This window comes from Sphingomonas sp. LR60 (genome assembly GCF_036855935.1).
In the GTDB taxonomy this organism is placed as follows: domain Bacteria; phylum Pseudomonadota; class Alphaproteobacteria; order Sphingomonadales; family Sphingomonadaceae; genus Sphingomonas.
The window spans coordinates 811,873-831,953 of the sequence record NZ_JASPFK010000001.1; the positions used below are offsets into that span (position 1 = coordinate 811,873).

Sequence of the window (20,081 nt, forward strand, 5' to 3'; positions counted from 1 at the left end):
CGCTACATACTCCCCTCCCTGTCAGGGAGGGGCCGGGGGTGGGTGGCGTGTCCGCGATACGTCTGAGTGTGCGCCCCCGGCTCCGTACCACCCGAACCCTACCCACACCCACCCCTCCCTGACAGGAAGGGGCGGGTAAGGTCATGGCTGACTTCGACTATCTTGCGATCGACACCCGCGGTAACGAGACGCGCGGCCACGTCAGCGCCACCGACATGGACGCCGCCCGCGCCGCGCTCGACCGCAAGCGGCTGTACGTCGTCCGCCTCGAACCCGGCAACACCCCACAGGCGCGTAGCCGCCCATTGTTCGGGCTCGAACTCGGCCGCGCGAAGATGTCGGGCAAGCAATTGACCTTGTTCACCCGACAGTTGGCAACGCTCAACCGCGTGTCGCCGCTGGAAGAGTCGCTTCGCACGATCACCCGCCAGACCGAGCAGGACAGCGTCCGCGCGATCGTCCAGACCGTCCATAGCGCGGTCGTCGAAGGCCGCCGCCTCGCCGATGCGATGGCGCGCGAGCCGAAGAGCTTCCCGCCGCTCTACCGCGCGATGGTCGCGGCGGGCGAAAGCTCGGGCACGCTGCCGCAGATCATGGAGCGGCTGTCGACCCTGCTCGAACGTCAGGCCGAAATCCGCGGCAAGTTGCTGACCGCGATGGCCTATCCCTCGGTGCTCGCCGCTGTCGCGCTCGGGGTGGTGCTGGCGCTGATGACCTTCGTCGTTCCGCAGGTGGTCGAGCAATTCGATACCGTGGGGCAGGAACTCCCGCTGCTGACGCGGCTGGTGATTGGGCTGTCGGACGTGCTGGTCGGCTGGTGGTGGCTGATGCTGCTGGTGCTGGTCGCGCTCGGCGTCGGCGCATGGGCAGCGCTGCGCCAGCCGCCGATCCGGCTCGCCTTCGACAGCTGGCTGCTGCGTGTACCGCTGCTTGGTCGCCTGCTCCGCGACCTCCACGCGGCACGGATGGCGCGGACCTTGTCGACGATGGTCGCCAGCCGTCTCCCGCTTTTGGAAGGGCTTAGCCTTACCGCGGGCACGATCCACAACCGGCGGCTGAAGGTGGCGTCGGACGAGATCACCGAATCGATCCGCGGCGGCGGCAGTCTGTCGACGGCGATGCGCCGCGCGGGTGTGTTCCCGCCGCTGCTCGTCTACCTCGCCGCCAGCGGGGAAGCGGCGGGGCGGCTCGACGAGATGCTGGAGCGCGCCGCCGATTATCTGGAACGCGAGTTCGACCGTTTCACCGCCACCGCCATGTCGCTTCTCGAACCGCTCATCATCGTCATCATGGGCGCGATCGTCGCGACGATCGTGCTATCGATCCTGCTCCCCATCCTTCAGCTCAACACGCTGGCCGGACAATGAGAATGCCTATGTCGACCGAACAGAAGAACCGCCGCAGGAAGCGCAACGGGTTCACCCTCGTCGAGCTGATGGTGGTGATCGTCATCATCGGCCTGCTCGCGACGATCGTCGCACTGAACGTGCTGCCGTCGGGCGACACCGCACGCATCCAGAAAGCCAAGGCCGATATCGCGACGATCGAGCAGGGTCTCGAACTCTACCGGTTGCAGATGGGCAATTACCCGACGACGACGCAGGGGCTGCAGTCGCTGGTCACCCCGCCGGCGGGCGCCGATGCCGCGCGCTACCAAGCCGGCGGCTATATCAAGCGTTTGCCGGAAGATCCGTGGAACCGGCCGTACCTTTATGCCTCGCCCGGTCAGCACGGCGCGGCGGATGTCTGGACGCTCGGGGCCGACGGCAAGGACGGCGGGCAGGGGATCGATGCCGATATCGGATCCTGGCAGTAAGCCATTGTTCCTGGCCACGGCGTGGGCCGGGGCGCGCTGCCGCACGCATGACGCGCGGCAGCGCGGCTTCACGCTGATCGAGCTGATGGTGGTCATTACCGTCATCGGGCTCGCCTCGGCGGCGGCGGTGCTGATGATGCCCGACACGCGCGGACGGCTGATGGACGAGGCGGCGCGCTTCGCGGTGCGCACCCGCGCCGCGCACGACGCCGCGATCGTCGAGGCGCGCCCGGTCAGCCTGTGGGTGACGCCGGGCGGCTACGGCTTCGACCAGTGGCGTGGTGGGGCGTGGACCCCACTCGATGGCCCGCTGGGCGTCGAGCGCTGGAAACCCGGTACCGCAACCACCGGCCCGGCGCGCGACCGCTTGACCTTTGATACCACCGGGCTAGCCGACCGCGCGATGACCGTGACGCTGACTCGCGAGGGGATGCGCACCGATGTGGTGATCGACGCCGACGGGACCGTCCGTGTCGCGGGCTGACCCGCGCGCCCGCGGGTTCACTTTGGTCGAGATCATGGTCGCACTCGTGGTGTTCAGCCTCGCCGCATTGGCGCTGATCCGGCTGGAGGGACAGACGATCCGCTCGACCGGCTTCGTGTCCGAGACGTTGCTCGCGCAGATCGTCGCGCGAAACGTCGCGATCGAGGCCGTCACCGATGCGCAACCGCCGACGCGCGGCCGCGCGACCGGGATCGAGCAGGCGGGCGGGCGCAATTGGACGTGGGTCCGCGACACACAGCCGCTCGGCGATGGCGATGTCCAGCGGATCGATGTCGCGGTCAGCGACGCGGGCGGCGCGGTGATGGGGCGCGCGACGATGGTCCGCCCACCGCCCGCGCCGATCTCGCAAGTCAGGGTCGGGCCATGACCCGCCGGACGACGCACGAAGCGGGCTTTACCTTGGTCGAGGTGATGATCGCGCTGATGATCTTTGGGATGATCGCCGCGGCGGGCGTCGCATTGCTGGCGTTCAGCGTCCGCGCGCAGGGCGCGACCGACGCGGCGCTCGATGACAATGCCGCGCTCAACCGGCTGGTGTCGATCATGACCGCCGACATGGCGCAGGCGCAGGATCGCCCGACTCGTGACGCCGCGGGCACGCTGCTCCCGGCCTTTTCGGGCGACCGCAGCGCGCAGCCGATCCTGCGCCTCGTGCGCGGCGGCTGGGCGAACCCCGATCAGGCACCGCGCGCGACCTTGCAGAAGGTAGAATATCGCCTGACCGCCGACGGGATCGAGCGCGTCGCCTATCCCGCGCTCGACGGAGCCGCGCCTTTGCCGGCGGCGTTGCTGGTCGAACGTGTGCAGGAGGTGCGCGTGCGGTTCCGCTATGCCGGGGCGTGGAGTGACACCTGGCAGGGCGACGAACGAGCGACGCTGCCGCAGGCGATCGAGCTGACGCTCGTGCGCGCCGGTGGGCAATCCTACCGGCTGCTGTTCCTCGTCGGCACGGGCGCGCCGCGTACGACCGACGACACCAACAACGGTCAGCAAGGCCCTGGAAGCGGCACTCCGGCGGGCACACCCGCAGGCGCGATCGATGCGCCGCGCTAGGCCGGGCGAGCGCGGCGCCGCGCTGTTGACCGTGCTGCTGCTCGTCGCGGTGATCGCGGTGATGGCGGCGACTGCGCTGGAGCGGCTCCGGCTATCGACGCGGCTCGCCGCCAATGCCGTCGCGCTCGATGCCGCGCGGGGCTACGCCTATGCCGCCGAGACGTTGGCGACCCGTCGCGTTTCTACCTTGCTGCAACAAAGCCGCGACCGCGTCGCGCTGACCGGCGGATGGAGTGGTCGACCGTTCGGGCTGCCGATCCCCGGCGGCACCGCGGTCGCGCGGGTTACCGATGGCGGCAATTGCTTCAACCTCAACGGGCTGGTGACGTTCGGATTCGGCGATGCCTATCTCGTCAACCCACAGGCGCTGACGCGCTTTCAGAGGTTGTTGCGGCTGTTGCGCGTGCCGGAAGGTGACGCGATCGCCGCCGCCACGGCCGACTGGCTCGACAGCGACGACGATCCACTGCCCGGCGGTGCGGAGAACAACGATTATCGCGGCTATCGCACCGCCGGCACGCTGATGGCGGATGTCAGCGAGCTACGCGCCGTGAAAGGCGTCACGCCAGAGGCGTTCAAGGTGATCCGGCCATGGGTATGCACGCTGCCGATCGCGCGGCAGTCGGTGTTGAACGTCAACACGTTGCTTCCGGAACAGGCGCCGCTGCTCGCGATGCTGCTCCCCGACTCGATGGGCGTCGCGCAGGCGCAGGGCCTGCTGCTGCGCCGGCCACCCGGCGGCTATGCGCAGACCGGGCAGTTCTGGGCACAACTGGCGAGCGCGGGCGGTGCGACCGACATCGGCGCGCAGTCGCAGACCGCCGTCACCACCAAATGGTTCGCGCTGCGCATCGATGTGGCCAATGGCGGCGCGGAATTGCATGAGGAAGGGCTGATCGACGCGCGGACCCTTCCCGTCCGGCTCGTGACGCGGCAATGGGGGATGTACCATGACCGTTGCGACGCTCCTCTTCCTGCCCCCCGACGATCTCGCAGCCGTGGCGCTGGTGGCGGATCCGCGACGATGCGGTCGAGCGCGAGGGCGAGGGGCTGCCCGAGGTGACGGCGGACGATCGCGTCGTCGCGGTCGCGCCGGCCGATGCGGTGACGTTGCACTGGGCGGCGCTACCCGCCCGTTCCCCGGCGCAGGCGCTGGCGGCGGCACGCGTCGTGGTCAGCGACGCGACTGCCGAGCCGGCGCACGACCTCCATGTCGCGGTCGGCCGAGAGCGCGATGGCGAGCGCGCGATCGCGGTCGTCGCACCGGCGCGGATGGCGGGCTGGCTCGCGGCCTTGGCACGCGGCGGAGTCGATCCGGCCGCGGTCGTACCCGCCCCGTTGCTGCTCCCGGAACCCGAAGAGGGCTATGTCCGCGCCGACCTTGGCGGGCAGGTGGTGGCGCGTGGCCGTACGACCGGTTGGGCCGACGAACCGGTGCTTACCGGGCTGGTCACGCGGGGCGAGACCCCGCGCCTGCTCGACCGCGCCGCGCTTCGCGCCGCCGCGATCGACGCGGTCGCGGAGCCGGTGATCGACCTGCGGCAGGGGGCGTTCGCGCGTCGCCGCCGGCGTACCTCGATCGACTGGGCGCTGGTGCGGCGGCTGGCGGTGCTCGCCGGGCTGATCCTGCTCGCAACGCTGGCGATCGATGTGGTGCGGATCATGCGCTATTCGTTCGGTGCCGATGCGATCGAGCAGCGCGCCGCGACGATCGCGCGACAGGGCCTGCCGCGCGGCACCGGCGAAGGGGATGCGACACGGATGCTCGGCGAGCGACTGTCGGCACTGCGCGGGCCGGGGCAGGGTTTCACCCGCACCGCCGCGGCGATCTACGCGATCGTGGAGGCGGTGCCCGACACCGAGATCACCGCCTTGCAGTTCGAGCCGAACGGTGCGCTGCGTGTCTCGCTGTCGCTGGCGGGCGAGGCACAGGCTAACACGGTCAAGTCGCGGCTCGCCGATGCCGGCTTCACGGTCGAATCGAGTGTCTTCCAGCAATCCGCCGGTCGCCTGACCGGCGACATGACGGTGCGGCCATGACGGCGTTGAAGGCATGGTTCGACGGACGCTCGCTGCGTGAGCGGCGATTGCTGCTGGTGATGGTCGCGTTGGCGGCGGTGACGCTGGTGTGGGGCGCGGTGATCCGTCCGGTGCGCGACGGCCTGTCGTCGTCGCGTGAACGCTATACCGATGCGGTGATCCGGCTCGGCACCGCGCAGGCCGGGCTGCGGCAGGTCAAGGCGTTGCAGCGCCGTGCGACCCCGCTGTCCGCGCCGCTCGCCGACATCGTCCGCGCGCGTGCCGACGCCGCGGGCTTCACGCTCGCCAGCCTCGACGTCGAGGCGCCGGATCGCATCCGAACCGCGATCGCCACCGCGCGGGCCGGGGCGTTGATGCAATGGATCAGCGGCCTGGAGGCGGAAGGCGTCCTCGTCGACTCGCTCAGCGTCTCGGGCAACGGCGCGGGCAGCGTCACCGCGACCATGACGCTGCGTGCGCGGGGGCCTGATGCGCATCCCGCTTACTACCGGTCGCCGCACGCTGTTCCTCGCGCTTTTCGTGGCGGCGATGCTCGCCTTTCTCCCGCTGCGGCTCGCGCTCGGCTGGACCGGGCTCGACGGACAGGGCTTTGCCGCGCGTGAAGTGACCGGCAGCTTGTGGTCGGGGCGCTTGGTCGAGGCGCGGTTCGGCGAGATCGCCTTGGGGGATCTCGACGCGGGCCTGTCGCCCCTCTCGCTGCTGATCGGTCGCGCGAGGATCGCGTTGGAGAGCGAGTCGAACGATCCGGCACAGCGGCTCGCCGGTGCGGTTGAGATCGGGCGCAATCGCGCGGCGATTATTGGTGCCAGTGGACCGCTCTCGCCCGGTAACGCCTTCGCGCCTTTACCCGTCTCCGCGCTCAACCTCGACGGTGTGACGGTGCGCTTCGTCGACGGTACGTGCCAAGCGGCGGAAGGTCGCGTCCGCGCGACGCTCACCGGGGCGTTCCTCGGGCAGCCGCTGCCCGGTGCGCTCAGCGGCACTGCGCGCTGCGATGCCGGCGCCTTGCTGCTGCCGCTCACCAGCGGCGCGGGCGAGGGGGTCAACCTGCGGCTCTGGCCGGACGGCCGCTATCGCGCCGACCTGACGCTGATCCCGACCGACCCGACGATCGCGGCACGGCTCGACGGCGCCGGCTTCGCGGTCAACGGTGCGGCACGAACCTTCTCGGTCGACGGACGTTTTTGAACCGCTTGACGAACCGGCTGCCATGCCGCTAGGGGCACGGCCTTCGCGGCGATCGTAGCTCAGTTGGTTAGAGCATCGGTTTGTGGTACCGAGGGTCGCGGGTTCAAGTCCCGTCGGTCGCCCCATCCCTCCATTTCTGTTTCTTGCTGGCGTTTTTCGCCAGACAAGATTAGCGCGCCTGACGGTAATTTAACGTCGTGCGCACTGGAGAGACGATGACCTCGGTCTGGGACTATCCCGATTTCGACAGCCATGAAGGGCTGCACCTGTTCACCGATCCGACGTCGGGGCTGAAGGCGGTGATCGCCGTCCACTCGACCACGCTCGGACCGGCGGCAGGCGGGGTGCGCTTCTGGCATTATGCCGATGATTCCCGTGCGATTACCGATGCCCTGCGTCTCTCGCGCGGCATGAGCTACAAGAATGCGATGGCCGGACTCGATCTCGGCGGCGGCAAGGGTGTCGTCCTCGCGGACCGGGCGGGCGCGACGATCAGCGACGACCAGCTGGTGGCCTTCGGCCGCGCGGTTGAGTCGCTCGGCGGTCGCTACGTCACCGCCGAAGACGTCGGCATGTCCGAGGCACGGATGAAGGTGATCGCGGGCGAGACGCGCTACGTCTCCGGGCTGCCGGTCGCGCAGGGTGCGGCGGGTGGCGATCCCGGCCCGTACACCGCACACGGCGTCTATCTCGGCGTGCGCGCCGCGGCGAAGCGCGGGCTCGGCACCGATGACGTGAAGGGCGTGCGCGTCGCGATCCAGGGGCTCGGTTCGGTCGGCGGCGGCCTTGCCCGGCTGCTGGCGAAGGACGGAGCGATCCTGACGCTGGCCGACGTCGATCAGGCGCGGGCCGAGCGGATGGCCGCGGAGCTGGGGGCGACGACCGTCGCGCCCGACGCGATCCTGTCGGCGGATGTCGATATCGTCAGCCCCAATGCGCTGGGCGCAATCCTCACCGAGCGCTCGATCCCGACGCTGAAGGCGAAGATCGTCGCGGGCGGCGCGAACAACCAGCTCGAGACGCGCGCGGACGGTCAGCGACTGCACGACGCCGGGATCGTCTACGCGCCCGATTACGTCATCAACGCCGGTGGCATCATCAACGTCGGGCTCGAATATCTCGGCCACGGCGACGAGGCCGAGGTGATGGCGCGGATCGCGCAGATTCCTGGTCGCCTGGATCAGGTATGGGACGAAGCTGCCGCCTCGGGCGATCCGACCGCCGAAGTCGCCGACCGGATCGCGCGCCGCCTGATCGGCAGGGCTGCGTAACAGTGATCTGGCACACCGTTGCCGCGTTCGGCGGCGACGGTGCGCGAGACGAAGCAGACATAGGCCCCTGCCTCCGCAGGGGCGACACCGCCTCAAACAGCCGTCGCCCCTGCGAATGCAGGGGCCTATGTCTGTCGCCTCCGCCGATACCCGTGCCGCGGAAGATGGGGCGATTGTGTCCCTCACCCCCATCCACAAAACGCCGGGGGTGACGGCCGCCCCCGGTTCGCCTATCCCGGCGCCGTGCCTGCGCTCCATGCCTTTGCCAACCCGGCGCGTTTCCTGAAGATCGCGCGTCCGCTCACCCCGATCCTGTGGTGGGCGGGCGTCGCCTTGATCGCGATCGGCTGCTGGGCGGGGCTGACGCAGACCCCGGCGGATTATCTGCAGGGTGAGACGGTCCGCATTCTCTACATCCACGTGCCATCCGCCTGGCTGGGGATGGGCGGATGGAGCAGCATCGCAATCTCGAGCATCGTCTTCCTCGTGTGGCGGCATCCACTGGCGATGATCGCTGCGCGCGCGATCGCCGCGCCCGGCGCGATCTTCGCCGCGCTGTGTCTGGTGACCGGCGCGATCTGGGGCCGGCCGACTTGGGGGACGTGGTGGCAATGGGACGGCCGGCTGACCTCGATGCTGCTGTTGTTCTTCGTCTATCTCGGCTTCATCGCGTTGGCGCAGGCCGATCGCGAGCGCGACGGCGATGGCCGCATCCCCGCGCTGTACGGCATCGCCGGCACCGTGCTGCTCCCGATCATCCGCTATTCGGTGGTGTGGTGGAACACGCTGCATCAGGGGCCGAGCATCGGGCTGACCGGCTCCAGCATCGATCGCTCGCTGCTCTGGCCGCTGCCGATCATGCTGGCGGGCTTCTCGTTCTTCTTCGGGGCGGTGGTGCTGATGCGGATGCGCACGATGCTGGCGCGCGAAAAGGCCGAGGCACGGCTCCGGCGGCGGGCACGCGCATGAACCCGTGGCCCTTCGTCACCGGCGCCTATGCGCTGACCTTGCTCGCCGCCGCGGCGCTTGCGTGGTGGAGTTGGCACCAGATGCGGGATGCCGAGAAGTGACGCGCAAGAACCAGCGACTGATGCTCGTGTTGCTCGGCCTCGGCGCGATCGCCGCGGCGGCGCTGCTCGCGCTTTCGGGTCTGCGCGACCAGGCGGCGTTCTTCTACGCGCCCGCCGACGTCGCGGGCAATCTGCCGCCGCCCGACAAGGCGGTGCGGCTGGGCGGGATGGTCGAGCGCGGCTCGCTCAAGCGCGCGGCCGACGGCGTATCGATCGACTTCGTCGTCACCGACGGCAAGGCGACCACCCCGGTGCGGTTCAGCGGAATCGCGCCCGACCTGTTCCGCGAAGGCTCGGGTGTCGTGGCGGAGGGGCATTTCCGCCCGGACGCCTCGTTCGTCGCCACCAACCTGCTCGCCAAGCACGACGAGAAATACATGCCGCCGCAAATGGCCGGGAAGATGCACGAAACCCGCACGCTCGAGGAGCAGCGCTGATGGGGTTCGTCGCGCTATTGGTGTTGGCTGCGGCGGCGTTCGCCGCGATGGCGTTGTGGCTGCGCGTCGATCGGCTGTTGTGGTCGATGGTCGGCGCGGCACTGTGCCTCGGCGGGGTCGGCTATGCCTGGCAGGGGCGGCCGATGGTCGGCGCCGCGGCACCGCAACGCACGACCACGACTCCGCCGATCGATATCGAAGAAACGCAGCTTCGCGACAGCATGTTCGGCCGCTTCAACGCCGATACGGCCTATCTCGTCGCCGCCGACGCGATGACGCGCAGTGGCAATGACGATGCGGCGGCGCGGGTCGTGCTCGGCGGCCTGTCCAAATTGCCGCAGAGCTTCATCCTGTGGACATGGGCCGGCGTGACGCTTGCCGCCGAAGCGGGGCATCGCGTCTCGCCGCCCGCGTTGGTCGCGTTTCGGCAGGCGGCGCGGCTTGCCCCCGAACACCCGGCACCACCTTATTATCTCGGCTTCGCCTATCTGGAGGCCGGGGACGTCGCCAAGACACGCAAGCTATGGGCGCGTGCCGTCCAGCTTTCGCCGGACGGCACGCCGTATCGTATCGAGATCGCGCGCCGGCTGGCGCTGCTCGACCGGTTGATCGCGGCCAACGACGCGCGCTGACCGCCGCGGGCTATTTGCCGCGGCCGGTCTTCTCCTGAAGCGCATCGATCCGCTTCGACGCGTCGCCTTTCGTCAGCGACTCGTCGAATGGCTCGCCCGCCTCTTCGCTCAGCGTTTTCAGATAGCTCGCCTGTGCCCCGGTCATCGGCTCGTCGCCGGTGGTCCAATCGTCCGGGTCCTTTTCGGCGTTCGAGAAGGGTTCGCGCTTCGGGTTATGGGTATCGGTCATGGTGGCAAGGTCCTTTCGCTGAACAGAACATTTATGTTCGCGACCTGTTCCGCGTTGCGGGCGCATCGGGCGCGTGCTAGGCGCGCCAGCTTATGGCCACCAATGCGGACGACCTCTCGATAGCGGTGGCCAGCGCATGAGCGTCAGCACCGTCGACCCTGCCGTCCGCGCACAAGCGGCCGCCGGGCATCATCAGCACAGCGGCAGTCTTGCCAAGCTCGCGCTCGGCGCGATCGGTGTCGTCTATGGCGACATTGGCACCAGCCCGCTCTACGCGATGAAGGAGGTGTTCGTCGGGCACCACCCGCTCGCGGTCGACCCACTGCATGTCTTTGGCGTCATCAGCCTCGTCTTCTGGTCGCTGATGCTGATCGTGACGCTCAAATATGTGCTGATCGTGCTGCGCGCCGACAACAATGGCGAGGGCGGCAGCCTCGCGTTGCTCGCATTGATCCAGCGCCGGTCGGGCGCGGGAAAGAAATGGGGGTCGAGCCTCGTCATCCTCGGCGTGCTCGCCACCGCCTTGTTCTTCGGCGATTGCATGATCACCCCGGCGATTTCGGTGCTGTCGGCGGTCGAGGGGCTGGCGACGGTCGAACAGGGTTTCGATCTCGTTCGTGCTGCCGATCGCGGTGACGATCCTGATCGCGCTCTTCTACATGCAGTCGATCGGCACCGAGAAGGTCGGGCGGCTGTTCGGGCCGATCATGGCGGTCTATTTCGTCGTGCTCGCGGTGATGGGTGTCGCACACATCATCCAGCGTCCTGATATTCTGTTCGCGCTCAACCCGCTCTACGCGGTGCGCTTCGCGATGAACGATGGCGGGCTGGCATTCCTCGCGCTCGGATCGGTGGTGCTCGCGGTGACCGGGGCGGAAGCGCTCTACGCCGACATGGGCCACTTCGGCCGCCGCCCGATCGAGCTGGCGTGGCTGGCGTTCGTGCTGCCGGCGCTGATGGTCAACTATCTGGGGCAGGGCGCGTTGCTGCTGCAACAGCCGTCCGCCGCGGAAAATCCGTTCTTCCTGATGGCGCCCGAGAATTGGCGCCTTCCGCTCGTCATCCTCGCGACCATGGCGACGGTGATCGCCAGCCAGGCGGTCATCACCGGCGCCTATTCGGTCGTCCAGCAGGCGGTGCAGCTCGGGCTGATGCCGCGTATCCGCATCACCCACACCAGCGCGTCCGAAGCGGGGCAGATCTACATCCCGGCGGCGAATTGGGCGTTGATGGTGATGGTGCTGCTGCTCGTCTTCGGTTTCGGCGAATCGTCGAACCTCGCCGCGGCTTATGGCATTGCGGTGACGGGCACGATGTTCATCTCGACCTGCATGGTCGGCGTGCTGATCCGTCGGGTCTGGCACTGGCCGCTGTGGGCGACCGCCTTGTTCGAAATTGTGTTCCTGTCGATCGACGGCCTGTATTTCGCGTCGAACCTCACCAAGGTGCCCGACGGCGGCTGGTTCCCGCTGTTGGTCGCGGTGATCGTCTTCGTGCTCCTCACCACCTGGTCGCAGGGGCGCAAGCTGATGATCGAGCGGATGCGTGAGGCGGCGATGCCGATCAAGATCTTCATCGATTCGGCGGCGACCTCGGCGACGCGCGTCTCGGGCACCGCGGTGTTCATGACCTCCACGCCGGAGGGCGTGCCGCACGCCTTGCTCCACAACCTGAAGCACAACCGCGTCCTGCACGAGCGCGTCATCCTGCTGACCGTCCGCGTCACCGACATGCCCTATTTCCCCGAGGAAGACCGCTTCCTCCACGAGGATCTGGGACAGGGCTTCCACCGCGTCATCCTGCGCTACGGCTTCATGGAGGAGCCCGACGTGCCGGCGCACCTGAAGACCTTCGACGGCTGCGGCGCGGCGTTCCGGATGATGGACACCAGCTTCTTCCTCAGTCGCCAGACGCTGCTCGCCTCGGAGCGCCCCGGCATGGCGATCTGGCGCGAGAAGCTGTTCAGCTGGATGCTGCGCAACGCGGAAAGTGCGATGGAGTTCTTCCGTCTGCCCACCAACCGCGTGGTGGAGCTGGGCAGCCAGATCGAAATTTGACCGCCTCTTTCGAGCCTGCCCCGATCATCGTCACCGCGCTGTTCGGGCGCGAGGATCAGGCTTTCTTCGAGGCCGAGCGTCGCGCGTACTTCCCGCCCGAGCGCAACCAGCTCGCGGCGCATCTGACGATGTTCCATCATCTCCCGCCGTCGCTCGCGCCTGAGGTAAAGCAGCGGCTGGTCGCGGAAACCCGCGGCGTTCCGGCGCCGCGCGCGCGGATCGCGGACGTGATCTCGCTGGGTCGCGGCGTCGCCTATCGCATCGACTGCGAAGAGCTGGCCGCGATCCGCGCGAGCCTCGCCGCTGCCTTCGCCGGGCTGCTGACGCCACAGGACGCCGGGGGTTGGCGCGCGCATGTCACGGTGCAGAACAAGGTCGAGCCGGCGGTCGCCAAGGCGCTGTTGGCCGATCTCCGCGCGACGTTCCGGCCGCGCCCGGTCGCGATCGCCGGGCTGGCGGCCTATTGGTACCGCGGCGGCCCGTGGGAATTGTTGTCGAACCATTCTTTCGCCGCTTGACCGCTTTGGTTCGGCTGCTATAGCCCGCGCCTCACGAGCGCTGGTTCCCTCGCTTGACGGGGCGGAGTAGCTCAGCTGGTTAGAGCAGCGGAATCATAATCCGCGTGTCGGGGGTTCAAGTCCCTCCTCCGCTACCATCCCCGTTTCGGGCTGGAACGGCGATCAGGCGTTCGTGAGTGTTCCTATCCCTGTCGATCCGGCGCTGGCGTAGGCGATCGATCGGTGCCCCGCAGCGATGTAACCCGCTGGATCGAGCGGCAATCTTCTATATAGCGTCGCTGCGGGCCGGCCGGGACATGGCGCCCGCGCTTTCCCCGGAGTAGTCCCATGCCGCCGAACACCGCGCTCAGCGCCTTCGGATTCACCGATCTCGAATCCTCGCTCTATACCGAGCTGCTGCGGCAGGCGCCGGCCACCGGTTATCGACTGTCGCAGCGCGTCGGCAAGGCGCCGGCGAACGTCTATCAGGCGCTGAAGGTCATGGAGCAGAAGGGGGTTCTGCTCGCCAGCAACAGCAGCGATCCGGTCACCTACACGCCGATCCCGCCCGCCGAGCTGTTCGCCTCGCTCAGGCGCGACTTCGACCGTCGCCACACCGAGGCGCTCTCGTCGCTCAGCGCGGTCTATCAGCCGACCCGCGCCGAGGAATTCTTCCAGTTGCGCTCGGTCGCGCACGTCGTGGAACGCGTCCGCGCGATGATCGCCGAGGCGCGTGAGATCGTGCTCTTCGATCTATTTCCGGCGGTCTTCGACCTCTTCGCGGAGGACATGGAAGCCGCGCGTGCGCGTGGCGTCACCGTCGCCGGGATCGCCTATCGGGAGGAACATGCCGGGCCGACCGTGCCGTTCAACCGCGAGGCGGCGTCGTTCGTCGGCGAGGGTTGGCCGGGGGTCGGCGTGCTGGTGGTCGCCGACGGCGCGCAGCAGTTGATGGCGCAATTGTCGCTCGACATGGAACATGTGCTCAACGGGCTGTGGAGCGACAGCATTTTCCAGAGCTGTTTCCTCCATTCCTATGTCGCCGCGCACATCCGCCTCGTGGCGTTCCGCGCCGATCCTTCGGATCCGCTACGCGAATTGTCGCTGCAACAGGCACAGCCGCCGGGCTTGCAGATGCTGATGGCGCAACGTGAGGGCAACGCGGGCTGATCGCTTTCCACGTCCGGGGCGACGAACGGAAGATCCTGGGCTAGGTAGGCGCGCGATCACCGCAGAGGACCCGGCAAGATATGGCGAAGGCAGCATCGGCGCTCGACTATCGCGACCTGGCGCGACGGCGGCTGCCGCGCTTCCTGTTCGAATATATCGATGGCGGCAGCTATGCCGAGGCGACGATGCGACGGAACGTCGAGGATCTCGCCGATATCGCCTTGCGTCAGCGCGTGCTGACCGACGTCTCGACGCTCGACCTGACCACCGAATTGTTCGGGCGGCGGCAGGCACTGCCGGTCGCACTCGCACCGATCGGTCTGGCGGGAATGAACGCGCGCCGTGGCGAGGTGCAGGCCGCGCGCGCTGCGAACAAGGCCGGGGTGCCGTTCTGCCTTTCGACCGTCTCGGCCTGCCCGATCGGCGAGGTCGCGGCGCAGACCGACGCGCCCTTCTGGTTCCAGCTCTACATGATCCGTGACCGTGCGTTCATGAAGGACCTGCTCGCGCAGGCGCGCGCCGCCGGGTGCAGCGCGCTGATCTTCACCGTCGACATGCCGGTACCGGGATCGCGCTATCGCGATTATCGCAGTGGACTGGCGGGCGCGCCGGGGTTGGCGGGGGCGATGCGGCGGACGTGGCAGTCGATCCTGCGTCCGCATTGGGCATGGGACGTCGGGGTACGCGGGCGTCCGCATCAATTGGGCAATGTCGCGCCGGTGCTCGGCCGCAACACCGGGCTGGAGGATTTCTTCGCCTGGATGCGCAATAATTTCGACCCGAGCGTCTCGTGGCGCGACCTGGAGTTCATCCGCGAAAGCTGGGACGGGCCGCTGATTATCAAGGGTATTCTCGACCGCGAGGACGCCCTGGCCGCGGCGAAACTGGGTGCGGACGGGATCGTGGTGTCGAACCATGGCGGGCGGCAGCTCGACGGCGTGCCCTCGACCGCGCGCGCCTTGCCCGCGATCGCCGAGGCCGTGCGCGACCGGATGACGGTGCTGGCAGACGGTGGAGTGCGCTCGGGGCTTGACGTGGTGCGGATGTTGGCGCTGGGGGCGCATGGCGTGCTGCTCGGACGCGCCTGGATCTATGCGCTGGCGGCGCGCGGGGAGGCGGGGGTTACCCATATGCTGCAACTCGTCGAGGCCGAGATGCGCGTCGCGATGGCGCTGACCAGTTGCACCAGCATCGACAAGATCACGGGCGACGCGCTGGTGCGGTGAGGCTTCTTGTCGCCCCGGATCATGTCCGGGGCGACGGGCTTCTCAGAACCACGCGCGCACCCCCAGCGCCACCACGGCGCCTCCGTCACCACCGCGCAGCCGCCGCGTCTCACCGAACGCCCGCTCCCACGACACGCCGACATAGGGCGCGAACTCGCGGCGCAGCTCATAGCGGAGCCGCAGCCCCAATTCGGCATCGACCAGCCCCGCGCCGATCCGATCCTGCGCGACATCCTGCGCCGAAAGGTTCAGTTCGGCGCGTGGTTGCAGGATCAGCCGCTGCGTGATCCGCTGGTCGTAATAGCCCTCGACGCGCGCGAGCACGTCGCCGCGATCGGAGAGGAAGGCGGTCGCCTCGACATCGAACCAATAAGGCGCGAGCCCCTCGATCCCGGCCACGGCATAGCGGCGATCCGCACCGATCTCCTGCCGGATGCCGCCCTGCACGTTGAAGTACGGCCCGATCGCCCGGCTGTAGAGCGCCTGGACTTCACCGCTGGCGCGGGTGCCCAAGCGGCCATCGCCCTCGCTCTTCACTACCAGCCGGTCGACGTCGCCCCCGAACCATGCCTCGCCATCCCAGCGATAGCCGTCGCGCCCGCCACGCGGTTGCAATTCCGCGATGTTGAGCATCACCTGCGTGAAGGTCATTCCGCCATGTTGGTGGCGCAACCGCGCGCGCGCCGGCCCCATCGCGCCGGCACCCCAGATGCGATCGGCATAGGTCGGTGCCGGCGCTGCCGGGGCCGGAGCGTCGCCGGCCGGCAGCGCGGTGCCGCTCGCCGCAGCATCGCCCGGCGCGGCGCTGCAATGCCCCATCGCGGCATGTTCGGGCGGGCAAGGCTCGGTCGGGCCGGTCGTCGGCATCGACGCCGGCGCCTCGCAATGCCCCATCGCCGCATGTTCCGGCGAGCAGGCTGCGACCTCGGGCATCTGCATCGGCGCCGCCGGCTTCGCTTGCTTGGCGTCCGGCACATCGCGGCGCTTCGGTTTCGCCGTCGCCTTGGGCTTTGCAGACGGCTTGGGCTTTGCAGACGGCTTGGGCTTCGCAGCCGGCTTGGGCATCGGCATCGTCATGCCCGGCATGTGCCCGGCATGATCCATCCCCTGCATCTGCGCGGCGGCGAGCGCGAGCGCGAGCGCCACGCTCATGCTGCACCCTCGTCGCGCGGGCGGACGCTGACCACCTGCATCATCCCGGCGTGCATGTGGTAGAGCATGTGGCAGTGGAAGGCCCAGTCGCCGACCGCATCGGCGGTCAGGTCGAAGGTGACGGTACCGCCGGGCTGGACCTGCACGGTGTGCTTGCGTGGGGCGTGGTCGCCGTGGCCGGTGACCAGTTCGAAATAATGGCCGTGCAGGTGGATCGGATGACCCATCATCGTGTCGTTGACGAGCGTCACGCGCACGCGCTCGTTTTCGAGAAAGGCGAACGGTGCGGTCACCTCGTTCAATTTCTCGCCGTCGAACGCCCACATATAGCGTTCCATGTTCCCGGTCAGATGGATGCGCAGCGCGCGGGCGGGCGCGCGCACGTCGGGGTTGCGCGTCGCAGCGACGAGATCGCGATAGGTCAACACGCGGTGGTCGACCCCCGCCAGCCCCTGGCCGGGCTCGCCGGTGCGATCGACCGGCATCGGCGCGATCGTCTGGACGGTTGGCGTGCGCTTCACCTCGGGCGCATTGGCGAAGTCGCGCATCGAATGGTTCATCGCGGCCATATCGTGACCGGCCTCCCCATGAGCCGGCATGTCGTGACCGCTCATGTCGTGCGGCGGCATCGCATCGTCGCTGCCCATCGCCATCGCGCCCATTCCCATGTCCTTCATGGTTGCGAGCGGACGCGGACGCAGCGGCGGTGCGGCGGCGCGCATCCCGACGCGTGGTGCGAGCGTGGCGAGCGCCATTCCCGATCGGTCGACGCTCTCGGCGACCAAGGCATAGGCGCGGTCGTCGGCCGGCGTGACGATCACGTCATAGGTTTCGGCGACCGCGATCTGGAGTTCGTCGACCGTCACCGGGCGCACCGCCAGCCCGTCGGCCTCGACCACCGTCATCGCCAACCCCGGCAGCCGGACGTTGAAGGTCGTCATCGCCGAGGCGTTGACCAGCCGTAGCCGCACGCGCTCGCCCGGCGTGAACAATCCCGTCCACTGGTCACGCGGGCCATGACCATTGACCAGATAGGTGTAGGTCGCGGCAGTGACGTCGGCGACATCGGCGGGGTCCATCCGCATCTTGCCCCACGCCCGCCGCTCGCCGGCGCGCTGATCGCGCCCGGAAAGCAGCCCCGCCAGTGTCTGCTTCTGATAATTGAAGTAGCCGCCCTGCTGCTTGAGCTTGCGGAAGATCATGTGCGGGTGAAGCTGGCTATGGTCGGACAGCAGGATCACATGCTCGCGCATCGGGCCCGCGGCGTCGGGGGTCGCCGGATCGATAACGATTGGACCATACAGCCCCATCTGTTCCTGCAACCCCGAATGGCTGTGATACCAATAGGTGCCCGCCTGCTTCACCGGAAACTCGTAGGTGAAGGTCGAGCGGGGCGCGATCCCGGGGAAGCTGACGCCGGGCACGCCGTCCATCTGGAACGGGACGAGCAACCCGTGCCAGTGGATCGAGCTTTCCTCGTCGAGCGCATTCTCGACATGCAGCCTTACCTTCTGCCCCTCGCGCAGCCGGATCAGCGGCGCGGGCACGCTGCCGTTGATGCCGATCGCATGGCTCTGCCGGCCGTCGATCGTCATCATCTGGTGCGCGATGCGAAGGTGGATGTCGTCGCCGGAAACCTCCGGGCGTGCGGCGATCCCGACGCTGCCGGCTTGCGCCCACGCCGGTGTCCATGCGCCCGCCGCCAGCACACCGCCGGCACGCAAAGGTCGCGGCGACCAAAGCGGGTCGCCGTGTCATGATCGCTCGTCATATGCGTCATATAAGGTGTTGGCGCGTCATTGCAGCAGGTCGTCGCGCACTCGGATCGCACGGCTCGACAGGCGCACCTCGATCATGAACGCGACGAACGCCGCGATCAGCAGCGACATCGCGAGGATGAAGCTGATCGCGACATACGGTCCGATATGGCTATGCGTCAGCGCGCCGACGAACAGCAGCGCGACGACGATGCACGTCGCCACCGCGCTCGCCACCGCAAGGAACAATGCGAAGTTGATGACGCTCATTCGCCTGGCCAGCCGGCGCAATTCCCACACCAGCCGCGCGCGTTCGTCGATGCCGATCTGCGGATGGCGCTCCTCCAGCGTCCGCACGCGGTCGATCACGCGCGACAGCCGGCCGGTCAGCACGTTGAGCAGCGCGCCGATGCCGGTCAGCACGAAGACCGGGCTCAGCGAGGCCTGGATCGCCTCGGCGATGGTGGGCAGGGCAGGGGCATAGGGCATTGCGGCATGTTGTGGCGCGTCGTGGCGCGATCGACAACGACGGATGACAAATTGTTACGCTGTCGGCCGGATCGTTGAAGCGGCGCGGCGCGTACGTATCTCGGGATACGGTCACCGGGCAGCATGGTCCGGGGCCGACGCAAGGAGAAACGCCATGATCGTCTCGATCGTCGCCGGGCTGCTGCTCGGCACCCCCATCGCCGAAGAGGCACACCGAGTGCAGATGGACCATCGCGGACAACAGGTCGACGTCACATACCGGAGCGCGGTCGACGTTACGCACAAGCAGGTCGGCGCGGTCGGCGCGCCCGGCCGCCCGACCGCGCTGCGCTGCGCCTGGACCGCCTCGGTCGACGTCCATCGCGAGGCGCGCCACGCCGCCGGACATGTGATGGCGCGCACGATCAGCGCCGACGCGCCGCTGACCGGCAGCCGTCCGGGCTGGTGCGATACGCAGCGCGACGCGATCGCGCAGGATATCGCGGCGCGCAGCGGCAAGGTCCGCGACCATTTGCTCGCGGTCGCCGCGCGCGATCAGGATGCGCTGGTCGCCGAACTCGACGCCGCGCACGACCGGGTCCGCGGCTGAGGTGCGGATGCGTTATGTGATCGCCGCCATGCTCGCGGGCGTGGCGGCACTGCCCGCTGCGGCGCAGGTACAGGCCGGTGTCGAACTCGCCACCGACGAGCGCCGCCGTGGGATCAGCTGGAGCGAGGGCAAGGCCGCGCCGTCCGCCTATGCGCGCATCGACCTGCCCGCCGGTTTCGACCTCGGCGCGCGCGTGCTCGCCACGCGCGGCGATGCGCGCCACGACGGCGCGGACGGCGTGATCGAGCCGACGCTCGGCTATTCGCGCGACCTCGCCGGCTTGCGCCTCGACGCCTTCGCGACCGGCCATCTCTTCACCGACGCGCGCGGGTCGATGAATTACGGCGAGCTGGGCGCGGGGCTCAACTATTCGCTCGGCCCGGCACAGGCCGGGGTCGAGGCGCGCTATGCCCCGTCGCAGAGCGCGATCGGCGGCGACAATCTCTATCTCGGCGTGCGCGGTCGCATCGGCATCCCCGCAACGCCGTGGACGGTGACCGCCAGCGCCGGGCGCTCGTCAGGCAGTGTCGACGACCCGATCCGCGCGGCGCGCCTGCGGCCGGGCGGGACCTATCACGACTGGTCGTTGGGGGTGCAGCATATTACCGGGCCGCTCACGGTGGCGCTGGAATATACCGGCACCGACATCCGCAACGAGCCGGACCCCTCGCGCTTCGCGGTGCGCGACCATGCCGGCGACCGGCTGGCGGCGCGGATCTCGCTAGGGATATAGCGCCTCACCGTCATTCCCGCGAAGGCGGGAATCCAGAACCTTGGACCTCGCGCCTGTCTCGTCGGACCTGCGCGTATGGATTCCCGCCTTCGCGGGAATGACGAGGTAACCACGGCAACGACCTCGCCAAAACCCCTTGAGCCCCGTCTGACGTTGACGTAAACGGCAGC

23 protein-coding genes, 2 tRNA genes and 1 pseudogene are annotated in these 20,081 nt (G+C 68.6%); 22 read left to right on the forward strand and 4 right to left on the reverse strand.

Annotated features, from left to right (window positions below; translation table 11 throughout):
* Window positions 1-143 precede the first annotated feature (143 nt).
* The 15 genes from gspF (at window position 144) to QP166_RS03820 (ending at window position 10,012) form a co-directional block, all read left to right on the forward strand.
* Window positions 144-1,367, forward strand: coding sequence for a type II secretion system inner membrane protein GspF (gene gspF / locus QP166_RS03750; protein WP_333914693.1), 1,224 nt, complete (start codon window positions 144-146; stop codon window positions 1,365-1,367).
* An 8-nt stretch (window positions 1,368-1,375) separates the two neighbouring features.
* The gene (gspG, locus tag QP166_RS03755; RefSeq protein WP_333914694.1) at window positions 1,376-1,816 is read left to right on the forward strand and encodes a type II secretion system major pseudopilin GspG; all 441 of its coding nucleotides are present in this window, start codon (window positions 1,376-1,378) and stop codon (window positions 1,814-1,816) included.
* A gap of 4 nt (window positions 1,817-1,820) precedes the next feature.
* Window positions 1,821-2,300, forward strand: coding sequence for a GspH/FimT family pseudopilin (locus QP166_RS03760; protein WP_333914695.1), 480 nt, complete (start codon window positions 1,821-1,823; stop codon window positions 2,298-2,300).
* Window positions 2,287-2,688 carry a type II secretion system minor pseudopilin GspI gene (gene gspI / locus QP166_RS03765; RefSeq protein WP_333914696.1) on the forward strand — a complete coding sequence of 134 codons (402 nt, stop codon included), beginning with the start codon at window positions 2,287-2,289 and terminating at the stop codon, window positions 2,686-2,688. The genes QP166_RS03760 and gspI overlap by 14 nt, the downstream gene beginning before the upstream one ends.
* Complete coding sequence (gspJ, locus tag QP166_RS03770; RefSeq protein WP_333914697.1) at window positions 2,685-3,374, forward strand: type II secretion system minor pseudopilin GspJ; 690 nt, start codon at window positions 2,685-2,687, stop codon at window positions 3,372-3,374. Before gspI ends, gspJ begins: the two co-directional genes overlap by 4 nt.
* Window positions 3,361-4,437: a type II secretion system minor pseudopilin GspK gene (gene gspK, locus QP166_RS03775; RefSeq protein ID WP_333914698.1), complete on the forward strand. Its 1,077-nt coding sequence runs from the start codon at window positions 3,361-3,363 to the stop codon at window positions 4,435-4,437. The genes gspJ and gspK overlap by 14 nt, the downstream gene beginning before the upstream one ends.
* Window positions 4,332-5,414: a type II secretion system protein GspL gene (gene gspL / locus QP166_RS03780; RefSeq protein ID WP_333914699.1), complete on the forward strand. Its 1,083-nt coding sequence runs from the start codon at window positions 4,332-4,334 to the stop codon at window positions 5,412-5,414. The genes gspK and gspL overlap by 106 nt, the downstream gene beginning before the upstream one ends.
* Window positions 5,411-6,016: a type II secretion system protein GspM gene (gene gspM / locus QP166_RS03785; protein WP_333914700.1), complete on the forward strand. Its 606-nt coding sequence runs from the start codon at window positions 5,411-5,413 to the stop codon at window positions 6,014-6,016. Before gspL ends, gspM begins: the two co-directional genes overlap by 4 nt.
* The gene (gene gspN, locus QP166_RS03790; RefSeq protein ID WP_333917250.1) at window positions 5,943-6,602 is read left to right on the forward strand and encodes a type II secretion system protein N; all 660 of its coding nucleotides are present in this window, start codon (window positions 5,943-5,945) and stop codon (window positions 6,600-6,602) included. Before gspM ends, gspN begins: the two co-directional genes overlap by 74 nt.
* A 48-nt stretch (window positions 6,603-6,650) precedes the next feature.
* A tRNA-His gene (locus QP166_RS03795) sits at window positions 6,651-6,727 on the forward strand.
* Window positions 6,728-6,817: 90 nt separating this feature from the next.
* On the forward strand, window positions 6,818-7,873 hold the full coding sequence (locus QP166_RS03800; RefSeq protein WP_333914701.1) for a Leu/Phe/Val dehydrogenase: 1,056 nt from the start codon (window positions 6,818-6,820) through the stop codon (window positions 7,871-7,873).
* A gap of 243 nt (window positions 7,874-8,116) precedes the next feature.
* Window positions 8,117-8,842 carry a heme ABC transporter permease CcmC gene (gene ccmC, locus QP166_RS03805; RefSeq protein ID WP_333914702.1) on the forward strand — a complete coding sequence of 242 codons (726 nt, stop codon included), beginning with the start codon at window positions 8,117-8,119 and terminating at the stop codon, window positions 8,840-8,842.
* A complete protein-coding gene (gene ccmD / locus QP166_RS03810; protein ID WP_333914703.1) occupies window positions 8,839-8,943 on the forward strand; it encodes a heme exporter protein CcmD in 105 nt (34 codons plus the stop codon). The genes ccmC and ccmD overlap by 4 nt, the downstream gene beginning before the upstream one ends.
* Window positions 8,940-9,380 (forward strand): cytochrome c maturation protein CcmE, encoded by a 441-nt coding sequence (gene ccmE / locus QP166_RS03815; RefSeq protein WP_333914704.1) that lies wholly within the window; start codon window positions 8,940-8,942, stop codon window positions 9,378-9,380. The genes ccmD and ccmE overlap by 4 nt, the downstream gene beginning before the upstream one ends.
* The gene (locus tag QP166_RS03820; protein ID WP_333914705.1) at window positions 9,380-10,012 is read left to right on the forward strand and encodes a tetratricopeptide repeat protein; all 633 of its coding nucleotides are present in this window, start codon (window positions 9,380-9,382) and stop codon (window positions 10,010-10,012) included. Before ccmE ends, QP166_RS03820 begins: the two co-directional genes overlap by 1 nt.
* A 10-nt stretch (window positions 10,013-10,022) precedes the next feature.
* Here the strand turns inward: QP166_RS03820 and QP166_RS03825 are convergent, their stop codons facing one another.
* Window positions 10,023-10,241: a DUF3072 domain-containing protein gene (locus QP166_RS03825; RefSeq protein WP_333914706.1), complete on the reverse strand. Its 219-nt coding sequence runs from the start codon at window positions 10,239-10,241 to the stop codon at window positions 10,023-10,025.
* 136 nt (window positions 10,242-10,377) lie between these two features.
* Here QP166_RS03825 and QP166_RS03830 point away from each other — a divergent pair.
* The 5 genes and pseudogenes from QP166_RS03830 (at window position 10,378) to lldD (ending at window position 15,191) form a co-directional block, all read left to right on the forward strand.
* Window positions 10,378-12,298 (forward strand): annotated as a pseudogene (locus QP166_RS03830) (potassium transporter Kup).
* Window positions 12,295-12,816, forward strand: a complete 522-nt coding sequence (locus QP166_RS03835) for a 2'-5' RNA ligase family protein (RefSeq protein ID WP_333914707.1) — start codon at window positions 12,295-12,297, stop codon at window positions 12,814-12,816. Before QP166_RS03830 ends, QP166_RS03835 begins: the two are co-directional and overlap by 4 nt.
* A gap of 60 nt (window positions 12,817-12,876) precedes the next feature.
* Window positions 12,877-12,953, forward strand: a tRNA-Met gene (locus QP166_RS03840).
* Window positions 12,954-13,143: 190 nt separating this feature from the next.
* Window positions 13,144-13,965 (forward strand): TrmB family transcriptional regulator, encoded by an 822-nt coding sequence (locus QP166_RS03845; RefSeq protein WP_333914708.1) that lies wholly within the window; start codon window positions 13,144-13,146, stop codon window positions 13,963-13,965.
* Between the two features lie 80 nt (window positions 13,966-14,045).
* Window positions 14,046-15,191 (forward strand): FMN-dependent L-lactate dehydrogenase LldD, encoded by a 1,146-nt coding sequence (lldD, locus tag QP166_RS03850; RefSeq protein WP_333914709.1) that lies wholly within the window; start codon window positions 14,046-14,048, stop codon window positions 15,189-15,191.
* 42 nt (window positions 15,192-15,233) lie between these two features.
* On the opposite strand, the gene QP166_RS03855 is transcribed toward lldD, so the two are convergent.
* The 3 genes from QP166_RS03855 to QP166_RS03865 all read right to left on the reverse strand — a co-directional run bounded on the left by QP166_RS03855 (window position 15,234) and on the right by QP166_RS03865 (window position 18,589).
* Window positions 15,234-16,343: a copper resistance protein B gene (locus QP166_RS03855; protein ID WP_333914710.1), complete on the reverse strand. Its 1,110-nt coding sequence runs from the start codon at window positions 16,341-16,343 to the stop codon at window positions 15,234-15,236.
* Complete coding sequence (locus tag QP166_RS03860; protein WP_333914711.1) at window positions 16,340-18,067, reverse strand: copper resistance system multicopper oxidase; 1,728 nt, start codon at window positions 18,065-18,067, stop codon at window positions 16,340-16,342. The genes QP166_RS03855 and QP166_RS03860 overlap by 4 nt, the downstream gene beginning before the upstream one ends.
* Before the next feature lie 72 nt (window positions 18,068-18,139).
* A complete protein-coding gene (locus QP166_RS03865; RefSeq protein WP_333914712.1) occupies window positions 18,140-18,589 on the reverse strand; it encodes a DUF2721 domain-containing protein in 450 nt (149 codons plus the stop codon).
* Between the two features lie 154 nt (window positions 18,590-18,743).
* On the opposite strand from QP166_RS03865, the gene QP166_RS03870 reads away from it, so the two are divergent.
* Together QP166_RS03870 and QP166_RS03875 are read left to right on the forward strand one after the other, a co-directional pair.
* Entirely contained in the window at window positions 18,744-19,178 is a 435-nt protein-coding gene (locus tag QP166_RS03870) for a hypothetical protein (protein ID WP_333914713.1), read from the forward strand.
* Window positions 19,179-19,185: 7 nt separating this feature from the next.
* Window positions 19,186-19,911: a TorF family putative porin gene (locus QP166_RS03875; protein WP_333914714.1), complete on the forward strand. Its 726-nt coding sequence runs from the start codon at window positions 19,186-19,188 to the stop codon at window positions 19,909-19,911.
* Window positions 19,912-20,081 lie beyond the last annotated feature (170 nt).